This window comes from Pseudomonas pergaminensis, assembly GCF_024112395.2.
Lineage (GTDB): Bacteria > Pseudomonadota > Gammaproteobacteria > Pseudomonadales > Pseudomonadaceae > Aquipseudomonas > Aquipseudomonas pergaminensis.
Genome location: NZ_CP078013.2, coordinates 4,532,246 through 4,551,129 on the forward strand (window position 1 = coordinate 4,532,246; position 18,884 = coordinate 4,551,129).

At 60.6% G+C, this 18,884-nt stretch carries 16 protein-coding genes and 4 tRNA genes; 5 read left to right on the forward strand and 15 right to left on the reverse strand.

Annotation, left to right across the window (positions count from 1 at the left end; genetic code table 11):
* Positions 1-93: 93 nt before the first annotated feature.
* The 11 genes from KUA23_RS20435 to uvrB form a co-directional block, all read right to left on the reverse strand.
* Positions 94-1,806 (reverse strand): hypothetical protein, encoded by a 1,713-nt coding sequence (locus KUA23_RS20435; RefSeq protein ID WP_252992742.1) that lies wholly within the window; start codon positions 1,804-1,806, stop codon positions 94-96.
* A 543-nt stretch (positions 1,807-2,349) separates the two neighbouring features.
* The gene (locus KUA23_RS20440; protein WP_078049431.1) at positions 2,350-3,309 is read right to left on the reverse strand and encodes a tRNA dihydrouridine synthase; all 960 of its coding nucleotides are present in this window, start codon (positions 3,307-3,309) and stop codon (positions 2,350-2,352) included.
* Positions 3,310-3,364: 55 nt separating this feature from the next.
* Positions 3,365-3,799 (reverse strand): acyl-CoA thioesterase, encoded by a 435-nt coding sequence (locus KUA23_RS20445; RefSeq protein WP_100490178.1) that lies wholly within the window; start codon positions 3,797-3,799, stop codon positions 3,365-3,367.
* 40 nt (positions 3,800-3,839) lie between these two features.
* The gene (locus tag KUA23_RS20450) at positions 3,840-4,673 is read right to left on the reverse strand and encodes an alpha/beta hydrolase (RefSeq protein WP_099494215.1); all 834 of its coding nucleotides are present in this window, start codon (positions 4,671-4,673) and stop codon (positions 3,840-3,842) included.
* A gap of 14 nt (positions 4,674-4,687) precedes the next feature.
* Complete coding sequence (locus KUA23_RS20455; protein WP_252992743.1) at positions 4,688-5,227, reverse strand: TetR/AcrR family transcriptional regulator; 540 nt, start codon at positions 5,225-5,227, stop codon at positions 4,688-4,690.
* 180 nt (positions 5,228-5,407) lie between these two features.
* A tRNA-Glu gene (locus KUA23_RS20460) sits at positions 5,408-5,483 on the reverse strand.
* 78 nt (positions 5,484-5,561) lie between these two features.
* A tRNA-Ala gene (locus KUA23_RS20465) sits at positions 5,562-5,637 on the reverse strand.
* A 50-nt stretch (positions 5,638-5,687) separates the two neighbouring features.
* Positions 5,688-5,763, reverse strand: a tRNA-Glu gene (locus KUA23_RS20470).
* 78 nt (positions 5,764-5,841) lie between these two features.
* Positions 5,842-5,917: transfer RNA gene (locus KUA23_RS20475), tRNA-Ala, on the reverse strand.
* Positions 5,918-6,064: 147 nt separating this feature from the next.
* Positions 6,065-7,546, reverse strand: coding sequence for a glutamate--tRNA ligase (gene gltX, locus KUA23_RS20480; protein WP_025856465.1), 1,482 nt, complete (start codon positions 7,544-7,546; stop codon positions 6,065-6,067).
* Positions 7,547-7,746: 200 nt separating this feature from the next.
* Positions 7,747-9,762 (reverse strand): excinuclease ABC subunit UvrB, encoded by a 2,016-nt coding sequence (gene uvrB / locus KUA23_RS20485; protein WP_078049432.1) that lies wholly within the window; start codon positions 9,760-9,762, stop codon positions 7,747-7,749.
* Between the two features lie 344 nt (positions 9,763-10,106).
* Between uvrB and KUA23_RS20490 the strand changes: the two genes are divergently transcribed.
* Positions 10,107-11,303: an amino acid aminotransferase gene (locus tag KUA23_RS20490; RefSeq protein ID WP_078049433.1), complete on the forward strand. Its 1,197-nt coding sequence runs from the start codon at positions 10,107-10,109 to the stop codon at positions 11,301-11,303.
* 157 nt (positions 11,304-11,460) lie between these two features.
* Positions 11,461-11,670 (forward strand): hypothetical protein, encoded by a 210-nt coding sequence (locus KUA23_RS20495; RefSeq protein WP_017847720.1) that lies wholly within the window; start codon positions 11,461-11,463, stop codon positions 11,668-11,670.
* 26 nt (positions 11,671-11,696) lie between these two features.
* Here KUA23_RS20495 and ptrR read toward each other — a convergent pair whose 3' ends face one another.
* Positions 11,697-12,566: a putrescine utilization regulator PtrR gene (ptrR, locus tag KUA23_RS20500; RefSeq protein WP_078049434.1), complete on the reverse strand. Its 870-nt coding sequence runs from the start codon at positions 12,564-12,566 to the stop codon at positions 11,697-11,699.
* Between the two features lie 103 nt (positions 12,567-12,669).
* Here ptrR and KUA23_RS20505 point away from each other — a divergent pair, with 103 nt between their 5' ends.
* Entirely contained in the window at positions 12,670-14,052 is a 1,383-nt protein-coding gene (locus KUA23_RS20505) for an aldehyde dehydrogenase family protein (RefSeq protein ID WP_252992744.1), read from the forward strand.
* Positions 14,053-14,086: 34 nt separating this feature from the next.
* On the opposite strand, the gene KUA23_RS20510 is transcribed toward KUA23_RS20505, so the two are convergent.
* Positions 14,087-14,992, reverse strand: coding sequence for a LysR family transcriptional regulator (locus tag KUA23_RS20510; protein ID WP_252992745.1), 906 nt, complete (start codon positions 14,990-14,992; stop codon positions 14,087-14,089).
* Positions 14,993-15,103: 111 nt separating this feature from the next.
* Here KUA23_RS20510 and KUA23_RS20515 point away from each other — a divergent pair, with 111 nt between their 5' ends.
* Complete coding sequence (locus KUA23_RS20515; RefSeq protein ID WP_252992746.1) at positions 15,104-16,303, forward strand: MFS transporter; 1,200 nt, start codon at positions 15,104-15,106, stop codon at positions 16,301-16,303.
* A gap of 3 nt (positions 16,304-16,306) precedes the next feature.
* Here the strand turns inward: KUA23_RS20515 and KUA23_RS20520 are convergent, their stop codons facing one another.
* Together KUA23_RS20520 and KUA23_RS20525 are read right to left on the reverse strand one after the other, a co-directional pair.
* Complete coding sequence (locus KUA23_RS20520) at positions 16,307-16,612, reverse strand: protealysin inhibitor emfourin (protein WP_252992747.1); 306 nt, start codon at positions 16,610-16,612, stop codon at positions 16,307-16,309.
* A 14-nt stretch (positions 16,613-16,626) separates the two neighbouring features.
* A complete protein-coding gene (locus tag KUA23_RS20525; protein WP_252992748.1) occupies positions 16,627-17,691 on the reverse strand; it encodes a M4 family metallopeptidase in 1,065 nt (354 codons plus the stop codon).
* Between the two features lie 128 nt (positions 17,692-17,819).
* Between KUA23_RS20525 and KUA23_RS20530 the strand changes: the two genes are divergently transcribed.
* Positions 17,820-18,746, forward strand: coding sequence for a DNA/RNA non-specific endonuclease (locus KUA23_RS20530; RefSeq protein ID WP_078049440.1), 927 nt, complete (start codon positions 17,820-17,822; stop codon positions 18,744-18,746).
* Positions 18,747-18,884: the final 138 nt, after the last annotated feature.

An 18,884-nucleotide genomic window follows, 5' to 3' on the forward strand; every position in this document is an offset into this window, starting at 1 on the left:
GCCTCTACGTTGCAAAAAAGGCTCCCCCACTGCGCTAGCAATCAGAGAGCCTTAGTTATCACTCAGCGAGTGAAGATAACGGACCGTCGGCCGTTATAGCGCGCGCTGGGAGGCGCCGGGACCACGAGGGGCAGGACCTTCAGCACCGGATGCCAGAGGTGTCAGAGGTGTCATACCGGTGGAAAGCTTGGACTTGTCAGCGGCTTTGGTCTCAATCTTCGGCTCAACAACAGCCACAACGCTTTCATCCGTCTTGCCACCAGCCTTCACCTCAACGAGGGGTGCAGCAGCAGTCTTCACTTCTGCACTTGCCTCATTACTGGGTGTCGCGTCAGCGCTTAGTTTGGTATCGGTTTTGTTTGCGATAGTGGCCGCCGTATTGGGTCGAACCTCCACTTTTGCTACATCAGTATTCAACTGCGGATTGCGCAACGGACGAGGGCCAGACAAGTCCTCCGAACTCACCCTGACTTGGATACCGGCAGCCAGATTGATATTGAACTGCCTGCCGTTATCAGGCGTCAGGCTCACCTGCGTGCTGCCATCTGGCAGGACCGTGACCTTGGCATCACCCTCGGACCCGATGCTGACTTGGGAAGCGGTTCCGGCACTCGGCTGCGCCGAAACAGTGACGTTGTCTTTCCCGCCAGCCTGCACGCTAGCACTGGCACCTAGGTTAGTCTGCGTATCTTTCTCAGTCTTTGGCTGCGCCGAATCAGTGATTTTGTCTTTCCCGCCAGCCTGCACGCTGACGTTGGCGTCGAGGCTAGTCTGCGTATTTTTCCCAGTATTTGGCTGCGCCGAATCAGTGACTTTGTCTTTCCCGCCAGCCTGCACGCTGACGTTGGCGTCGAGGCCAGTCTGCGTATTTTTCCCAGTATTTGGCTGCGCCGAATCAGTGACTTTGTCTTTCCCGCCAGCCTGCACGCTAGCACTGGCACCGAGGTTAGTCTGCGTATCTTTCTCAGTATTTGGCTGCGCCGAATCAGTGACTTTGTCTTTCCCGCCAGCCTGCACGCTGACATTGGCGTCGATATTAGTCTGCGTATCTTTCCCAGCGCTTGTTTGCGCCGAATCAGCGCGCTTGTCTGTCCTGAAACCCTGCACTCTCAGGCCTGCGCCGAGGTCAGCCTGCGTACCTTTGCCTGCCGTCGGTAGCGTCGCCTCAGTGCCTTTGCCATTCACACTTACCTGAATGCTACCGTCGGTGCCAAGTTTCACCTGCGTACCTTTATCAGCACTCGGCGCCGACTCAGTGCCTTTGCCATTCACACCTAGCTGAATGCTACCGTCGGTGCCAAGTTTTACATGCGTACCTTTATCAGCATTTGGCGCCGACTCAGTGCCTTTGCCATTCACACCCAGCTGAATGCTACCGTCAGTGCCAAGTTTTACATGTGTACCATTATCAGCATTCGGCGCCGACTCTGTGCCTTTTGCTTTCGCGGCTATATGCACGCTACCGCCAGTGCTAGCCCTCACCTGCGTATCGCTAGCTGGGAGCACCGTGGTCGTATCGGCTGGTAACTTTGCGTTAAACCCCCTGCCTGATAACAAACTGCGCATTGCCTTGAAGACGAGCTCAAACATCTCAAATAACTTTTCCAACGCATCGGAGTTAACCGTCACTTCCTTCCCAATCACTTGGGTGGTGTCGTTGCGCGGTAACGTGCTGTTTTTCGAACCCGGCTCTGCGCGAGAGGTATTGTTTTTTTCTATATCCTTCAACGTTTCAGTCGCGGATTGGTCTGCCGCGTGAAGTTCTGGCTTAAAACCTTGGAAATTGTTCGCCGATATATTGGACATGTACTTTTCTCACTCTTTGTGTGGTGCCACCCGTCAACAACCCATTAAACCTGGCAGCGATAAATTAGAACTGGAAATAATCATCATCACTTCGCAGTCCCACGATTGGTGGGGCGCGGCGCTATCGAGTTCCAAAAATCCTTATTCATATAAGGAAACCAAAATGAAAAATCAGACTTTACCCCATGACTACTTACGAAACTCTACAGCCCGCACCCATTAACCAACCCCACCACAGAGACATAAGGTAATAAGGCGCCCGACCGTATAAATAATGCAATCATTAAATCAAACCAGTCACGCCAACTTATGTTAGTCCGCCCCCACGCACACACAGATAACAAAACAACCTGCAAAACAAACAAACCCAATGTGGCAATAAAATAAAAACATACACCTCACACTGTTACCCGCCCTAAAAACAACAATAAACACCCACCTTCTAGCACCCCACGCTCAAGAAGATCACGCTTAAACGCGCCCAAAAAAAAGGGCGCCAATGGCGCCCCTTTCAAGCTGCTTGTAACGTTTATAAATGCGAACTTAATCTTTCAGAACAGGCGCCATCCCGAGCAGCAACGCCACCTTGTCCAGTTCGGTCTCGCGGCGCATCGCATTGAACAACTCCACCGCCTCCGGGTAGTTACGCGTCAACATAGCCAGCCATTGCTTCAAACGCCCCGGCGCTTGACGCTCGGTCAACTGCGCCACCGACTGGGTCCAGAAGTCCTGGAGCATGGGCTGCATCTGCGCCCAGGTCATCTCGACCACTTCTTCACCGGCCCGCGCCGCTGCGATCTGCCGCGCCAGGTCCGGGCGGGCAACCAGGCCACGGCCGAGCATGATGTCTTCGGCACCACTGACTTCGCGGCAACGCTTCCAGTCTTCAACACTCCAGATATCACCGTTGGCGAACACGGGCACCTTGACCACGTCTTGTACCCGCGGGATCCACTCCCAATGGGCTGGCGGCTTGTAACCATCGGTTTTGGTACGCGCATGCACCACGATATGGGCTGCGCCGCCTTCAGCCAGCGCCGTGGCGCAGACCAGTGCGCCGTCCGGGCTGTCGAAACCCAAGCGCATCTTGGCAGTGACCGGGATGTGGGCCGGTACGGCGCGGCGAACGTGCTCGACAATTTGATTGAGCAGCTCCGGCTCCTTGAGCAACACCGCGCCGCCACGGGACTTGTTGACGGTCTTGGCCGGGCAGCCGAAGTTGAGGTCGATGACTTGCGAACCCAGCTCACACGCCAGGGCGGCGTTTTCCGCCAGGCACACTGGGTCGGAGCCGAGCAATTGCACGCGCAGCGGCACGCCGGCAGCAGTGTGGGCACCGTGCAGCAGTTCCGGGGCGAGCTTGTGGAAATACGCCGGGGTGAGCAGGCGGTCGTTGACGCGGATGAACTCGGTCACGCACCAGTCAATACCGCCAACGCGGGTCAGCACGTCCCGCAGGATGTTGTCGACCAACCCCTCCATGGGCGCCAAAGCAATTTGCATGGAAAACACTCAACAAAAATCGTGGCGCAGTTTACTGGGTTTCCCACAGCAACCGTTAACCCCCTGTCAGGGCGGGGCCATAACCGTCGAGGAATTCGGCAGGCATGCGCTTGGGCTTGCCGGTGGACAGTTCGATGCAGACAAACGTGGTTTGGGCACGCAGCAAGGTGACACCGTCGCGGGGCCGGACCAGTTGAAAGCGCCGGGTCATCTTCAGGCGTTGGTCCCAGTCGACGATCCAGGTGGCCAGTTGCAGCTCGTCGCCCTCATAGCCTGCGGCCAGGTAGTCGATCTCATGGCGCACCACGGCCATGGCGCGGTCCAGGCGGCGATATTCGGTCAGGTCCAGCCCGAGGCGCTGGGAGTGGCGCCAGGCGCAGCGTTCCAGCCAGGACACGTATACCGCGTTGTTGGCGTGCCCCAGGCCGTCGATGTCTTCAGGGGCGACCTGCAGATCGATGATAAACGGCGTTGCCAAATCCCAGCCCATGCCTTGCTCCCAGTCGATTAATGTCGGCGGGGAGAGTGTATCAGGCGGTTTGCCGCACCTGTAAACGAGCGCCAGCCAGCAACGCCAGCACACCGTCGATCAGGCGCGGATCGGCCAGTACTTTCTGGTGCCCGCCCTGCTCCAGCCGCAACAGGCGGCTGTCGAACCAGGCTTCGTGAATGGCTTGAGACGCCTTGACCGGGACGAAGGTATCGTCTTCGGCGTGCACGATCAGGCCGGGGATATTCATCTGGTAGTGGGCCACGTCCAAGTGCTTGAGCGGCATGCCGAAGGTCAGCTCGACCTCCTGGATAAACGCCGAACGCGCCCGCGCTGGCAAACCCACCATCCGGGTGAAGCCGCGCAGCACATCCAGGAATCGCGACGGAGCGGCGATACTCACCAACGCCTCGGTACGCAGCCCCAACTGCACCGCCAGCATCGCACTGGCGCCACCCATGGAGTGGCCGATTACGGCGTGCAGCGGCGGCAACTCGGCGGCGGCTTCAAGCATGGCGCGGGCAAACAGCAGCACGTGGGCCTCACGCCCCGGCGAGCGGCCGTGGGCAGGACCGTCCAGGGCAATCACCGAGTAACCGTTGTCGACCAACGCCGTGATCAGGCTGGCAAACTGTGTGGGCCGACCTTCCCAACCGTGCATCAACAACACCGCCGGCCCCTGGCCCCAACGCAGCGCAGACAAACCGAAGCGCAAGGTGATGCGCTCCGATTGCGCCAGCAGCGGCAGCTCCCAATCACGTGGCGGCAGGTCGCGTGGCGTCATGAAGGCGCGACGCATGCGGTTGGCGACCGTTTGCGGTGCCAGGTGCCCCAGCGTGCCGTTGAAGCGACGAATCCAGGTTAGCGTGCCCATCATGCAGCCCTCTTCTAGCGTACAGCCGACTTGGCGGCGCGCAGCACACGGTCAGACAACTCACCTGACCCCAAGGCGCGGGCCAGGGCCAGGCCACCGATCATCAGCGCCATGTCAGCCAAGGCTTTATCGGTGTCCTCGGGGCTGGCAGCCAACTGGGCGGCCATCAGCTCACAGTGCTCGTTCAACGCCTGGCGGAACTCATCTGGCAGGCGGCTCATTTCGCCTACGGTCGCCGGGATCGGGCAGGCCTGGGCGGTGGAGTCACGGTGCTTGCGCGACAAGTAGAACGCCGCCACCAGGGCCCTGCGCTCTTCTCCGGTCAAGGTTGAGTCCATGTCGTCAATCGACGCACGACGCTTGGCCAGCAGCTGAGTGAAGGCCTCCAGCATCAGCGCGTCCTTGCTTTCAAAGTGCGCGTAGAAACCACCGACGGTCAGCCCCGCCGCGCCCATGACTTCACCCACACTCGGTTCGGCCGGGCCACGCTGGATCAACGCGGCGCTGGCAGCCTGCAAAATGCGTTCGCGGGTTTGCGCTTTTTTATCGCTCATCATTGCCTCCGATGTTCATGGGTTGAATATTATTACCATAATAATATTTGGCAAGCGACAGGCATGACCGCTGGTCAGAAGAAAAACGAGGGAGGGAAAAGAATTGGCCAAACGCCAGACAAACAAAAGGGCCATTCAATAATTGAATGACCCTTAAAAATCCCGCAGAGCGGGTAATCGTGGCGTCCCCTAGGGGACTCGAACCCCTGTTACCGCCGTGAAAGGGCGGTGTCCTAGGCCACTAGACGAAGGGGACAAAACCTTCTGTACAACTGATCAGGGCTGAGACCTGATCGATTCAAGGACGGTGTGGCCAGACCTTGAACCTGTAAATTGGTGGAGCTAAACGGGATCGAACCGTTGACCTCTTGCATGCCATGCAAGCGCTCTCCCAGCTGAGCTATAGCCCCGGATTTTTCGTCTCGCGACGCAGCAGACCTTTCGAACTGCTTGTTGAAACTGGCGTCCCCTAGGGGACTCGAACCCCTGTTACCGCCGTGAAAGGGCGGTGTCCTAGGCCACTAGACGAAGGGGACAAAACCTTCTGTACAACTGATCAGGGCTGAGACCTGATCGATTCAAGGACGGTGTGGCCAGACCTTGAACCTGTAAATTGGTGGAGCTAAACGGGATCGAACCGTTGACCTCTTGCATGCCATGCAAGCGCTCTCCCAGCTGAGCTATAGCCCCTCATCGGTGAGGACGGGGCGAATCTTAATGGCGGTTTAGAAGTGTGTCAAATTTATTTTCAACAATTTCCAAAATTTTTTGCCGGGATAACAATCACTTACCGGCGAAACCCCGGAAAACCGGGGTTTCGTCGTTTCAACCGCGTGCTTAGGCGATGGCGCCCAGCAGCTTTTCCCACTCTTTGTTTTCTTTCTTCGACACACCACCAAGCAAATCAAGGGCTTGGCGCAGACGGAAACGCGTCAGGTCCGGGCCGAGAATTTCCATCGCATCGAGCACCGACACCGAACTGGCCTGCCCGGTGATCGCGGCAAACATCAGTGGCATGGCATCGCGCAGTTTCAATTCCAGAGACTCCACCACTGCCTGGATCGTCGCGGTGATCGCATCCTTCTCCCACTGGCGCAGGCTTTCCAGCTTCCACAGGATCAACTGCATCAGCTGGCGAACCTGGTCACCCGAGAGCTTCTTGGATTCGAACAGCTTGGGATCCGGGTTAACGCCCCCGGCAAAGAAGAAACTGGCCAGCGGCGCGACCTGGCTGAACGTCTCCACCCTGCCCTGCACCAGCGGCGCGATCTTCATCATGTACTCAGGGTTCAGCGCCCACTGCTGCACGCGGCTGGCAAACTCTTCCACCGGCAGGTCACGCAGCCACTGGCCGTTGAGCCACGACAGCTTCTCGATGTCAAAGATCGGCCCGCCCAGGGACACGCGGGACAGGTCGAAGTTGTCGACCATTTCCTGCAGCGAGAACTTCTCGCGCTCGTCCGGCATCGACCAGCCCATGCGGCCCAGGTAATTGAGCATCGCCTCAGGCATGAAGCCCATGCGCTCGTAGAACGTCACCGAAGTCGGGTTCTTGCGCTTGGACAGCTTGCTCTTGTCCGGGTTACGCAGCAGCGGCATGTAGCACAGCTGCGGTTGTTCCCAGCCGAAGTACTCGTAGAGCAGGATCAACTTCGGCGCCGACGGCAGCCATTCTTCGCCGCGCAGCACGTGGGTGATGCCCATCAGGTGGTCGTCGACCACGTTGGCCAGGAAGTACGTCGGCAGGCCGTCGGTCTTCATCAGCACCTGCATGTCCATGCGGTCCCACGGGATCTCGACGTCACCGCGCAGCATGTCCGGCACCACGCACACGCCTTCGCTTGGCACTTTCATGCGGATTACATGCGGCTCGCCAGCGGCCAGGCGACGGGCGACTTCTTCTTTCGACAGCAGCAACGCGCGGCCATCGTAGCGCGGGGTTTCGCCACGGGCCTGTTGCTCGGCGCGCATCTGGTCCAGCTCTTCTGCGGTGCAGAAACAAGGGAACGCGTGGCCCATGTCGACCAGCTGCTGGGTGTACTGCTTGTAGATGTCGCTGCGCTCGCTCTGGCGATACGGGCCGTGCGGGCCGCCGACGTCCGGGCCTTCCGCCCAGGTTATGCCCAGCCAGCGCAGGGCATCGAAAATCTGCTGTTCCGACTCACGGGTGGAGCGCAGTTGGTCGGTGTCTTCGATCCGCAGGATGAATTCACCGCCGTGCTGCTTGGCAAAGCAGTAGTTGAACAAGGCGATGTAAGCAGTGCCGACGTGGGGATCCCCAGTAGGCGATGGCGCGATGCGCGTGCGGACGGTGGTCATGGCAGGTCTCGAATGGGCGATATAACTGAAAATTGAAACAAGGGGCGAATGGTAACACCAGCTTGGGTGATTCTGGCAGACCGAGGTGCCTGCATTCGCGAGCAAGCCCGCTCCCACCCTTGACCGATTTCCGACATGAGAATGCGGTCAACAGTAGGAGCGGGCTTGCTCGCGAAGAAGCCAGCACCGCCCCTGCAAGATCAAACGGCCAGCAACCGCTCACGCAACTTGCCAATCTCATCCCGCGTCTGCGCCGCAGCCTCAAACTCCAGGTCTCGCGCCAACTGGTACATCTTCTCTTCCAACTGGCGGATACGCTTGGTGATCTCACTCGGCGAGCGCAGTTCGTTTTCGTACTTGGCGCTTTCCTCGGCGGCCTTGGCCATGCCCTTACGCTTCTTGCTGCGCGAGCCCGGCACGGTGGCGCCTTCCATGATGTCGGCAACATCCTTGAACACGCCTTTCGGGGTGATGCCATTTTCCAGGTTGAACGCAATCTGCTTGTCGCGACGGCGCTGGGTTTCGCCAATCGCACGCTCCATGGAGCCGGTGATGCGGTCTGCGTAAAGAATCGCCCGGCCATTGAGGTTCCGCGCAGCACGGCCAATGGTCTGGATCAGCGAACGCTCGGAGCGCAGGAAGCCCTCCTTGTCCGCATCGAGGATCGCCACCAGCGACACTTCCGGCATGTCCAGGCCTTCGCGCAGCAGGTTGATCCCCACCAGCACATCAAAGGTGCCCAGGCGCAGGTCGCGGATGATCTCCACACGCTCCACAGTGTCGATGTCCGAGTGCAGGTAGCGCACACGCACGCCGTGGTCGGCCAAGTAGTCGGTCAAGTCTTCGGACATGCGCTTGGTCAGCGTGGTCACCAGCACACGCTCTTCCAGGGCCACGCGCTTGGTGATCTCCGAAAGCAGGTCGTCGACCTGGGTCAGCGCCGGGCGGATTTCGATTTCCGGGTCGACCAGGCCAGTCGGGCGCACCAGCTGCTCGATCACGCGACCGGCATGCTCGGCCTCATAGTTGCCCGGCGTGGCGGACACAAAGATGGTCTGCGGGCTGATGGCTTCCCACTCATCAAAGCGCATCGGCCGGTTATCCAGCGCCGACGGCAGGCGGAAGCCGTATTCCACCAGGGTTTCCTTACGCGAACGGTCACCCTTATACATCGCGCCCACTTGCGGCACGCTGACGTGGGATTCGTCGATCACCAGCAACGCGTCGGGCGGCAGGTAATCGTAGAGGGTCGGCGGCGGCGCGCCGGACTCACGGCCCGACAGGTAGCGCGAGTAGTTTTCGATACCGTTGCAGTACCCCAGCTCCAGGATCATCTCCAAGTCAAAGCGGGTGCGCTGCTCCAGACGCTGGGCTTCCACCAGCTTGTTATTGGAACGCAGGTACTCCAGGCGCTCGGCCAACTCGGTCTTGATGCCCTCGATGGCGCCCATCAGGGTTTCACGCGGGGTCACGTAGTGGCTTTTCGGATAGAAGGTGAAGCGCGGCAGTTTGCGGATCACCTCGCCGGTCAGCGGGTCGAAGGCCGACAGGCTCTCGACTTCATCGTCGAACAGCTCGATGCGGATCGCTTCCAGGTCCGATTCCGCCGGGTAAATGTCGATGACATCGCCCCGCACGCGGAAGGTGGCGCGGGCAAAGTCCATGTCGTTGCGGGTGTACTGCAGGCTGGTCAGGCGGCGCAGCAGCTCGCGCTGGTCGAGTTTGTCGCCGCGGTCGACGTGCAGCACCATCTTCAGATAGGTTTCCGGGCTGCCCAGGCCGTAGATGCACGACACCGTGGTGACGATGATCGCGTCCTTGCGCTCCAGCAGCGCCTTGGTCGCCGACAGCCGCATCTGCTCGATATGGTCGTTGATCGACGCATCCTTCTCGATAAAGGTATCGGAGGACGGCACGTAGGCTTCGGGCTGGTAGTAGTCGTAGTAGGAAACGAAGTACTCCACCGCATTGTTCGGGAAGAACGCCTTGAACTCGCCATAGAGCTGCGCGGCCAGGGTCTTGTTCGGTGCCAGCACCAGGGTAGGACGATTGATCTGCGCGATCACGTTGGCGATGCTGAAGGTCTTGCCTGAACCGGTCACCCCAAGCAGCGTCTGGTGGGCCAGGCCGGCTTCGATGCCCTCGACCATCTGGCGAATCGCTTCTGGCTGATCGCCAGCGGGTTCAAAGCGGGTGACGAGTTGGAAATCCGACATAACGTACCTCGTGTAGTCACCCCCAGACTGTAAACCCGTCGAGGACGAAATAGACCACCACCCGCGAAGATTCAAAGCGGGCCGTAGGAAAAAACCATGATAGCCATAGAAGTGGTGGCGAATGTGACGGGTTTCAAGGCAATCGTCCTACCTGCCGTCGCGGACCAATGTTGCAATAAGACTAACGGTCGGCAAATAAACCGAAAAACTTGGCCGAAAAGCCATTTCGGCTGTCGCCCTTGACGGTGATGGCCTCTATACTAGCTCCCCGTTTGTGCACCGCTCTAGTGCATTCGGCTGGAGCGCGACACGTCCCTCCATTCCCCCATAGAGCTGCCGCAAAAATGAGCCTGTTCTCCGCTGTCGAAATGGCACCACGCGATCCTATCCTGGGCCTCAACGAAGCATTCAACGCCGACACACGAACCACCAAGGTCAACCTTGGCGTGGGCGTTTACTGCAACGAGGAGGGGAAGATTCCACTCTTGCGTGCCGTTGCCGAAGCGGAAGCCATTCGCGTGGCGCAACACGCCGCCCGTGGCTACTTGCCGATCGACGGCATCGCAGCCTACGACAAAGCTGTGCAGACGCTGCTGTTCGGTGAGACCTCGCCCCTGCTGGCAGCCGGCCGTGTCGTCACCGTGCAAGCGGTGGGCGGCACCGGCGCCCTGAAGCTGGGCGCAGACTTCCTCAAGCAACTGCTGCCAAATGCCGTCGTTGCCATCAGCGACCCGAGCTGGGAAAACCACCGCGCCCTGTTCGAAACCGCCGGCTTCCCGGTGCAGAACTACCGCTACTACGACGCCGCCACCCACGACGTTAACCGTGCCGGCCTGCTCGAAGACCTCAACGCCCTGCCGCCACAGTCCATCGTGGTGCTGCACGCCTGCTGCCACAACCCGACCGGTGTCGACCTGAGCCCGGCCGACTGGCAGAACGTGCTGGACGTGGTCAAGGCCAAGAACCTGGTGCCGTTCCTCGACATGGCCTACCAGGGCTTTGGCGACGGCATCCACGAAGACGCCGCCGCAGTGCGCCTGTTCGCTGAGTCGGGCCTGACCTTCTTTGTGTCCAGCTCGTTCTCCAAGTCGTTCTCCCTGTACGGCGAGCGTGTGGGCGCACTGTCCATCGTCGGCGAGTCCAAGGAAGAAAGCGCGCGCATCCTATCCCAGGTCAAGCGCGTGATCCGCACCAACTATTCCAACCCGCCGACCCACGGCGCGGCCATCGTTGCTGCCGTGCTGAACAACCCTGAGCTGCGTGCCCAGTGGGAAGCCGAACTGGCTGAAATGCGCCTGCGCATCCGTGGCATGCGCGAGCAGATGGTGGCCGAACTGGCCAAGGCTGCTCCGGGCCACGACTTTAGCTTCGTCGGTCGCCAGCGCGGGATGTTCTCCTACTCCGGCCTGACCGTTGAGCAAGTCACCCGCTTGCGCAGCGAGTTTGGCATCTACGCGCTGGATACCGGGCGTATCTGCGTGGCGGCGTTGAACCAGTCGAACATTGGTGCGGTGACCAAGGCGATTGTTCAGGTGCTGTAAGCCTTGAGCAGGTGACGAGGGGGGAAGCCATTCATGGGCTTCCCCTTTTTTGTTAGGGAACACTGAACCTGTGGTGAGCGAGCTTGCAAAAAATTCACTGGGCGTAACGCGCAACCCCTAGACTGAACCCTGACTGCCCCTTTGCTGTGAGAGCCTTATGAGAAACGACGACCTGGACCTGCGTGCCGACCGCGACGAGCTGGACCACTTCACCCCACGCGCACCGCAAGCCAAGCGCCAGAAGAGCCTGGTGCTGCAAGTCGCCCTGGGCGTGTTTCTGGGCGGCCTGGCCTTGTGGCTGGTGCAACTGGGCGCGACGGCAATCATGGCAAAATTGGCCATGGGTACCCTGCAATTCGGCGGCTGACACCCCCGATTACTGGCTGACACTCCCTACAGTGGGGGGACGCGCTCCTCCAGCAATGTCACAAAGCTGTTCAAGCTCTGCGACACCGTCCCCCGCCGCCAGATCAGCCAGGTGTTCAATATCCGGAAGTTGTCCGCCAGCGGCCACACACTCACCGCCGCGAACCCAGGCATGTTCTCCAGCATGCTGCGCGGCATCAGCGCCAGCCCCGCCCCGGCGCTGACACAGGCGAGCATGCCGTGGTAGGACTCTATCTCGAAGATCTTGCCCGGTGCCGCGCCGTCCTGTGAGAACCAGCGCTCAAAGTGATGCCGGTACGAACAGTTGGAGCGAAAGGTGTAGATATTTTCGCCATTCACGTCCTGGCCGCGTTTGATCGGCGCGTGGTGCAGCGGCGCAATCACCACCATCTCCTCTTCAAACACCGCCACGCCTTCCAGGGTGGAATGCAGCACCGGCCCGTCGACAAACGCCGCCGTCAGCCGCCCCGACAGCACGCCTTCAATCATGGTGCCCGAGGGGCCGGTGCTCAGGTCCAACTCAACCTTGGTGTGCTTCTGGTTGTACGCCGCCAGCAGCGCCGGGATGCGCACCGCTGCGGTACTTTCCAGCGAGCCAAGGGCAAACGCGCCTTGGGGCTCCTCCCCCGCCACGGTCGCGCGGGCTTCCTGCACCAGGTCGAGGATGCGCCGCGCATAACCGAGGAAATTCCACCCCGCCGGTGACAGGCGCAAGCGGCTTTTCTCGCGGATGAACAATTCCACGCCCAGGTCCTGCTCCAGTTGCTTGATACGCGTGGTCAGGTTCGACGGCACGCGATGAATCAACTGCGCGGCGGCGCTGATGCTGCCTTGCTCGGCAACGGCCTTGAAGATTTCCAGCTGCACCAGGTCCAAGTCATTCTCCAATCGTGAATGTATTGCTTAATATTATTCAGTTTCCAGAAAAGAGCCAGCCCCGTACGCTGAACCCAACTTAATCATTCAGCAGGACGGTGCCATGAACGCGACCACCCACGCTCTCTCGATCAACCCTGCCAACGGCGAAACGGTCGGCAGCTATCCCTACGAAACCGAGCAGCAATTGGACGCCGCCCTCGACCGTGCCACTCGCGCCTTCCGCACCTGGCGCCGCCAGCCGGTGAGCCAGCGCGCCGAGTTGCTGCTGAGCCTGGCCAGTGCCCTGCGCGAGCAAGCCGAAGACATGGCGCAGATGATCACCCTGGAAATGGGCAAACCCATCGCCCAGGCCCGTGCCGAAATCGAAAAATGCGCACAGCTCAGCGAATGGTACGCCGCCCACGGCCCGGCCATGCTCGCCCCGGAACCGACGCTGGTGGACAACGGCAGCGCCCAGATCGAGTACCGCCCGCTGGGCCCGATCTTCGCGGTGATGCCGTGGAATTTCCCGGTGTGGCAAGTACTGCGCGGCGCCGTGCCGACCATGCTGGCCGGCAACACCTATGTGCTCAAACACGCACCGAACGTCATGGGCAGCGCGTACCTGATCCAGCAGGCCTTCCACAAAGCCGGGTTTGCCGAGGGCCTGTTTGAAGTGGTCAACGTCACCAACGACGGCGTATCCAAAGCCATCGCCGACCCACGCATCGCCGCCGTCACCCTCACCGGCAGCGTACGTGCCGGTATCGCCATCGGCTCCCAGGCCGGCGCCGCGCTGAAAAAATGCGTGCTGGAACTGGGCGGCTCCGATCCCTTCATCGTGCTCAACGACGCCGACCTCGAAGCCGCCGTGCAAGCCGCGCTGATCGGCCGCTTCCAGAACAGCGGCCAGGTCTGCGCCGCCGCCAAACGCCTGATCATCGAAGCGGGTGTGGTCGAAGCCTTCACCGCCAAATTCCTGGAGGCCAGCCGTGCGATGGTGATGGGCGACCCGACGTCAGCCGCCACCTACATCGGCCCGATGGCCCGCTTCGACCTGCGCGACGAGCTGCACGGCCAGGTCCAGGCCACCCTGGAAGAAGGTGCTACCCTGCTGCTCGGCGGCAACAAAGTACCCGGCGCCGGCAACTACTATGCGCCGACCGTGCTGGCCAACGTCACCGACCAGATGACCTCGTTCAAACAGGAACTGTTCGGGCCCGTCGCCTCGATCATCACCGCCCGCGACGCCGACCACGCCGTGGCCCTGGCGAATGACAGCGAGTTCGGCCTCACCGCCAGCATTTTCACCACCGACCCGGCAAAGGCGCGCGTTATCGCCAACCAGCTGGAAACCGGCGGCATCTTCGTCAATGCCTTCAGCGTCTCCGACCCTCGGGTGGCGTTTGGCGGGATCAAGAAGAGCGGTTTCGGGCGTGAGTTGTCGCACTTCGGCGTGCGGGAGTTCTGCAACGCACAGACGGTGTGGCTGGATCGCAAGTAAGACGCTTCGGCGGCGCGGGCACGGGTCGTGGCTATCAACCACTCAGCCCCGCCGCCAAGGCTTCCAGTACCACACTGACCTTGGGCAACGCCTGGCGATTCTTGACCCAGGCCAGCCTGATCGCAGCCCCTTCAGTGGCCAACTGCGGCAACACCTCAACCAGCTTGCCCTCCTCCAGCGATGGCCGGACCACCCACGACGGCAGTTGCACGATCCCACAACCGGCCAACGCAGCCTGCATCAAGCCATCGCCATTGCCGATCACCAGGTGCGGCGTCATCTGCCAACGCCGCGGAGTGCCCGGTTCACAGGCAAAGTCCCAGGGGCTGATGCGTCCGTCCACCCAGCCGTAGGTGATGCACTGATGCTGCTCAAGTGCCTGTTCGGATGTCGGCACGCCATGATTCGCCAAATAGGCTGGCGAGGCGCACAGGGTGTGCCATTCACGCGCAAGCACACGCTGCTCCACCGTTTCCGGCCAGACATCCGCACCACCGATGCGCACCACCACATCCACGCCCTCTTTGAATGGGTCCACTAACCCGTCACTGAAGGAAATGTGCGGCACCAAGGACGGAAATGCCTGCAGCAAAGGCAGCAGCATCGGCAACACGCGGACGCGCCCGAACACACTGGGCAGGTCAATGCGCACACGTCCGCGCGGTTCACTTTGCTCGGCGCGCAGCGACAGCTCGGCGTCCTCTAGGTCAGCCAGCACGCCCGTGCAGGTACGGTAAAACGCCACGCCGGCCTCGGTGAGGGACAAGCGCCGTGTCGTACGCAGGAACAGCCGAGCGCCCAGGCGTTTTTCCAGCCGCGCGATGCTTTTACTGATGGCCGACGCCGTCAGGTTCATCTTCTCAGCAGCGGCGGTAAAGCTGCCGTAGTCCGCGACACACACAAACACATCGATACCTTTCAAGCGTTCGGAAGAAAACATGGACGTCCTGTATTCGTGAATTCAATTCAGGTAACTCGGTAAAAAGCATCCTAAATCAGAATTCAACTCAACAGTAAGCTATGCCCGACAAACGCTGACACTGAGGCCCGGATGCTGACCACGCTGAAAAACTACCCCCTGACCGTCAACCTGCTGGTAGGTGCGTCACTGGTGTTGACGCTCGCCAGGGCGATCACCTTGCCCTACCTGGTGATCTACCTGTCGGGCGAGTTCGGCTTGGGCGTGGGCGACATCGGCCTGGTGATCGGCAGCTCGCTGATCATCGGCTCCGTGATGAGCCTGTATGGCGGTTACCTGGTGGACAGCCTGCCCGGTTATCGTTTGCTCCTGGGCTGTTGCGCAGTTTTCACCGTGGGCTTTCTGGGCGCGTTCATCGCGCGAGAACTGTGGGTGTTCTTCACCTGCCTGGTCGCGATCAACCTGGCGTATGCCGTGATCGACATTGCGGTCAAATCCGGATTTGGCCGGCTACTGCCCGTTGATGCGCGCAGCGAAGCGTTTTCGATCAAATACACCCTGACCAATGTCGGCTATGCCGTCGGCCCCTTTCTCGGTGCAGGGCTGGCCACGCTCGCTATCAGCCTGCCCTTCCTGGCGTCGGCGGTGCTTGGGGCCGGGTGCTTTACGGTGTATTGCGTGTGGGGCGACAGGCACTGGGTGCCGACCCCTGCCAACCAGCATGGCGCGGCGTTCCTGGCGGTCGGCAAACGACTGCTGCGGGACTACCGCTTGGTGTGCTTTACCTTGGGCGGGATGCTCAGCGCAGTGGTGTTTGGCCAGTTCACCGCCTACCTCTCGCAATACCTGGTCGTCACCACCACGGCCGAGGCGGCGTACCGGATTATCAGCAGCGTGGTGGCCACCAACGCGCTGATGGTGATCAGCCTGCAATACATGATCGGCAAGCGCATCACCCATCAACACCTGCACCTGTGGCTTGCTGGTGGGCTGGGCATGTTTATCGCCGGGCTGGCGGGGTTCGGCTTGTCCACCTCACTGATGTGCTGGGTGCTGTCCATGGCGATCTTCACCTTGGGAGAGATCATCGTGTTCCCTGCCGAGTACATGTTCATCGACATCATCGCGCCCGAGCCTCTGCGGGGCATGTACTACGGCGCGCAAAACCTCGGCAACGTCGGCGCAGCCCTAGGGCCGGTGCTGTGCGGGATGGTGCTGGCGACACAGCCCGCCCACGCCATGTTCTACATGCTGGCGCTGTTTGTGGTCGCGGGCGGGTTGCTCTACAGCCTGGGCGCGTGCCTGGCAGGCAGGGTTAAAGCTGCCACCTGAACATCAGCAGCGCACATGCCGACGCACACACTGCACCAGCCCGTCCAGCGCCTGCGACTTCACCGGCGCCAGCACGCAGACCGTGTGCTCGCGCTGAGCCTCCTTCACCGTCAGGGTGTAATGCACCTGGCCCGGATTACCAGTGGCAGGTGCATTGCTTTGCGGCAATTGAAAGAAGTCGCAGGCCTCGACAAGCCGCCGCAACTCCTTCTGGTCCTGCTCCGGCAGCGCGTCCAGTTCCACCGTCTGTGGCTTGGCCAGGCCCGGAAAGAACCCAGGCCCGCCATTTTCCTTGATTGAAATTTGCATGGTTGTTCCTCGCGTCAGACAGCAATGCCGACCGCCTTCCAACCGTCCTTGACCGCTTTCTGTTCATCCTTGTTTGCGCCGTAGAGTCGGCCCGCAACATCGTAAGTGATACGCGCAAAGCGCAGGAAGCCGGAGTTGGGCCGCAGCCGCGCATCGCGCAGCGCGTCATACCAGATGCGCCCGGCGCGCTCCCAGGCAAACCCGCCCAGCGCTGTCGCCACCTGGTAGAACGCATGGTTGGGAATGCCGGAATTGATATGCACCCCGCCGTTATCCTCGTAGGTTTGCACAAAATCATCCATGTGCCCGGGCTGCGGGTCCTTGCCCAGCAGTTTGTCGTCAAACGCGGTGCCGGGGGCCTTCATCGAACGCAGGGCGGTGCCTTTGATCTTCTTGGTGAACAGCCCTTTGCCGATCAGCCAATCGGCGTCTTCCGCGCTTTGCTTCAACGCGTATTGCTTGATCAGCGAACCGAACACGTCCGACAGCGACTCGTTCAACGCCCCGGACTGGTTGAAATACATCAGCTTGGCCTCGTCTTCGGTGACGCCATGGGCCAACTCATGGCCAATCACGTCGAGGGCCACCGTGAAGCGGTTGAACAACTGCGCGTCTCCATCCCCGAACACCATCTGGGTCGAGTTCCAGAACGCGTTGTTGTAGTTCTGGCCAAAATGCACGGTGGCGTCCAATGCCATGCCGGCATCGTCGATGGAGTTGCGGTCAAAGACCTCGTCGAAAAAATCGAAGGTGGCGCCCAAGCCATCATAGGCCTCGTCCACCGCCGCATCACCGCTGGCAGGCTGCCCTTCGCCACGGATCAGCGTGCCGGGCAGGCTATCGGTACCTGCGGCGCTGTAGATCGAGCGACGCTTGCCGGCGCCCATGGCCAGGGCCATGCGCGCCGGGCCTTGGGCCGGTACGACGACCATGCGCAACGAGCGGAACGTGCTGTCCTTGGCGCGGGTGCGCAGCGCGACCTCCCGTTGCGCCTTGTCGCCGTTGCGCGCGATCTGGTCGAGCATATAGGGCGGGATGAGGCAGAAAATCGGATTGCGATGCTGCTGACGAACACACATTGGCTGGCTCCATTTGGCATGTGACAACGTCCGAGTAATCGATTCAGGATAGACCCAGGGGGCTAACGCGCATCATCAATTGTCATTAACGTATGTTGCAGTCGTGTTTATCCAAGGAGGACTTACCGATGCCCGCACGTAAAACCAAAATCGACCTTTCGTACCGTCCCCGGCTCGCCGACCTGCGCCCATTGATCGCACCAAGCCCCACGTTACTGGCGGCGCGAGCGGCGACACCCCGCGTCACACCGGCCAAAGACTTGAAGGACCGGCGCGGTTACGCTGACGACTTTCTCGGCAGCTTCGCGGTGCCCTGGCCCACGGTCGAGGAGGCCTTGGCGGCTGATACACAGAAACGCCTGGACTACACGCACTTCTCAATCACGATGTCACGCGCGAAGCGCCTCGCACTGTACGTGGGCGTCAACATCGACGGCGGCCAGCACGTAGACATCATCCGCAGCAACGACACCTGGGCCTATGACGGCCGCTTGCCCACGGACGCACAGGTGGGCGAAGCGCTCTATGCCAGCAATGGCCTGGACCGCGGCCACCTGGTCCGCCGCCAAGACCCCAACTGGGGCGACACGGCGCAAACCGCCAACCTCGACACCTTCCATTTCACCAACTGTTCGCCGCAGATGAGCGGGTTCAACCAGAAGACCTGGCTGGAGCTCGAAGACTACATCCTCGACAACACCCAACGCTGGAAAGCCCGGGCCACCGTGTTCAGCGGCCCGGTGTTCGCCGACGACGACCGTGTGTACCGAGGCGTGCAGATCCCCAAGGCATTCTGGAAAGTCGTCGCCTACCTCAGCGATGACGGCAAGCCTTCGGCCAGTGCCTACATGATCGATCAGAGCCGCGAACTGGGCCAACTCGACCTGGTGTTCGGCCAACTCAGGACCTACCAGCGCAGCGTGATCCAGATAGAACGCCTGACCGGCATCCGCTTCGCCAACCTGGCCGACTACGACGGTTTCAGCAACGAAGAACGCGCCACCGGCACGCGCATTGAAGCGCTGATACAAGGTCCAGAGGACATTCGTCTCTGACCGAGGCTTCACATGTTGAACGGCGTCACACCCAACACCAACCACGATGCGAAGCGAGCCGCTCTTGCTCTTGCTCTTGATCCTGCTTTTGATCTCAGGCGCCCCGTCAAACACGCTGGCCGGAATTCGACAGGGATT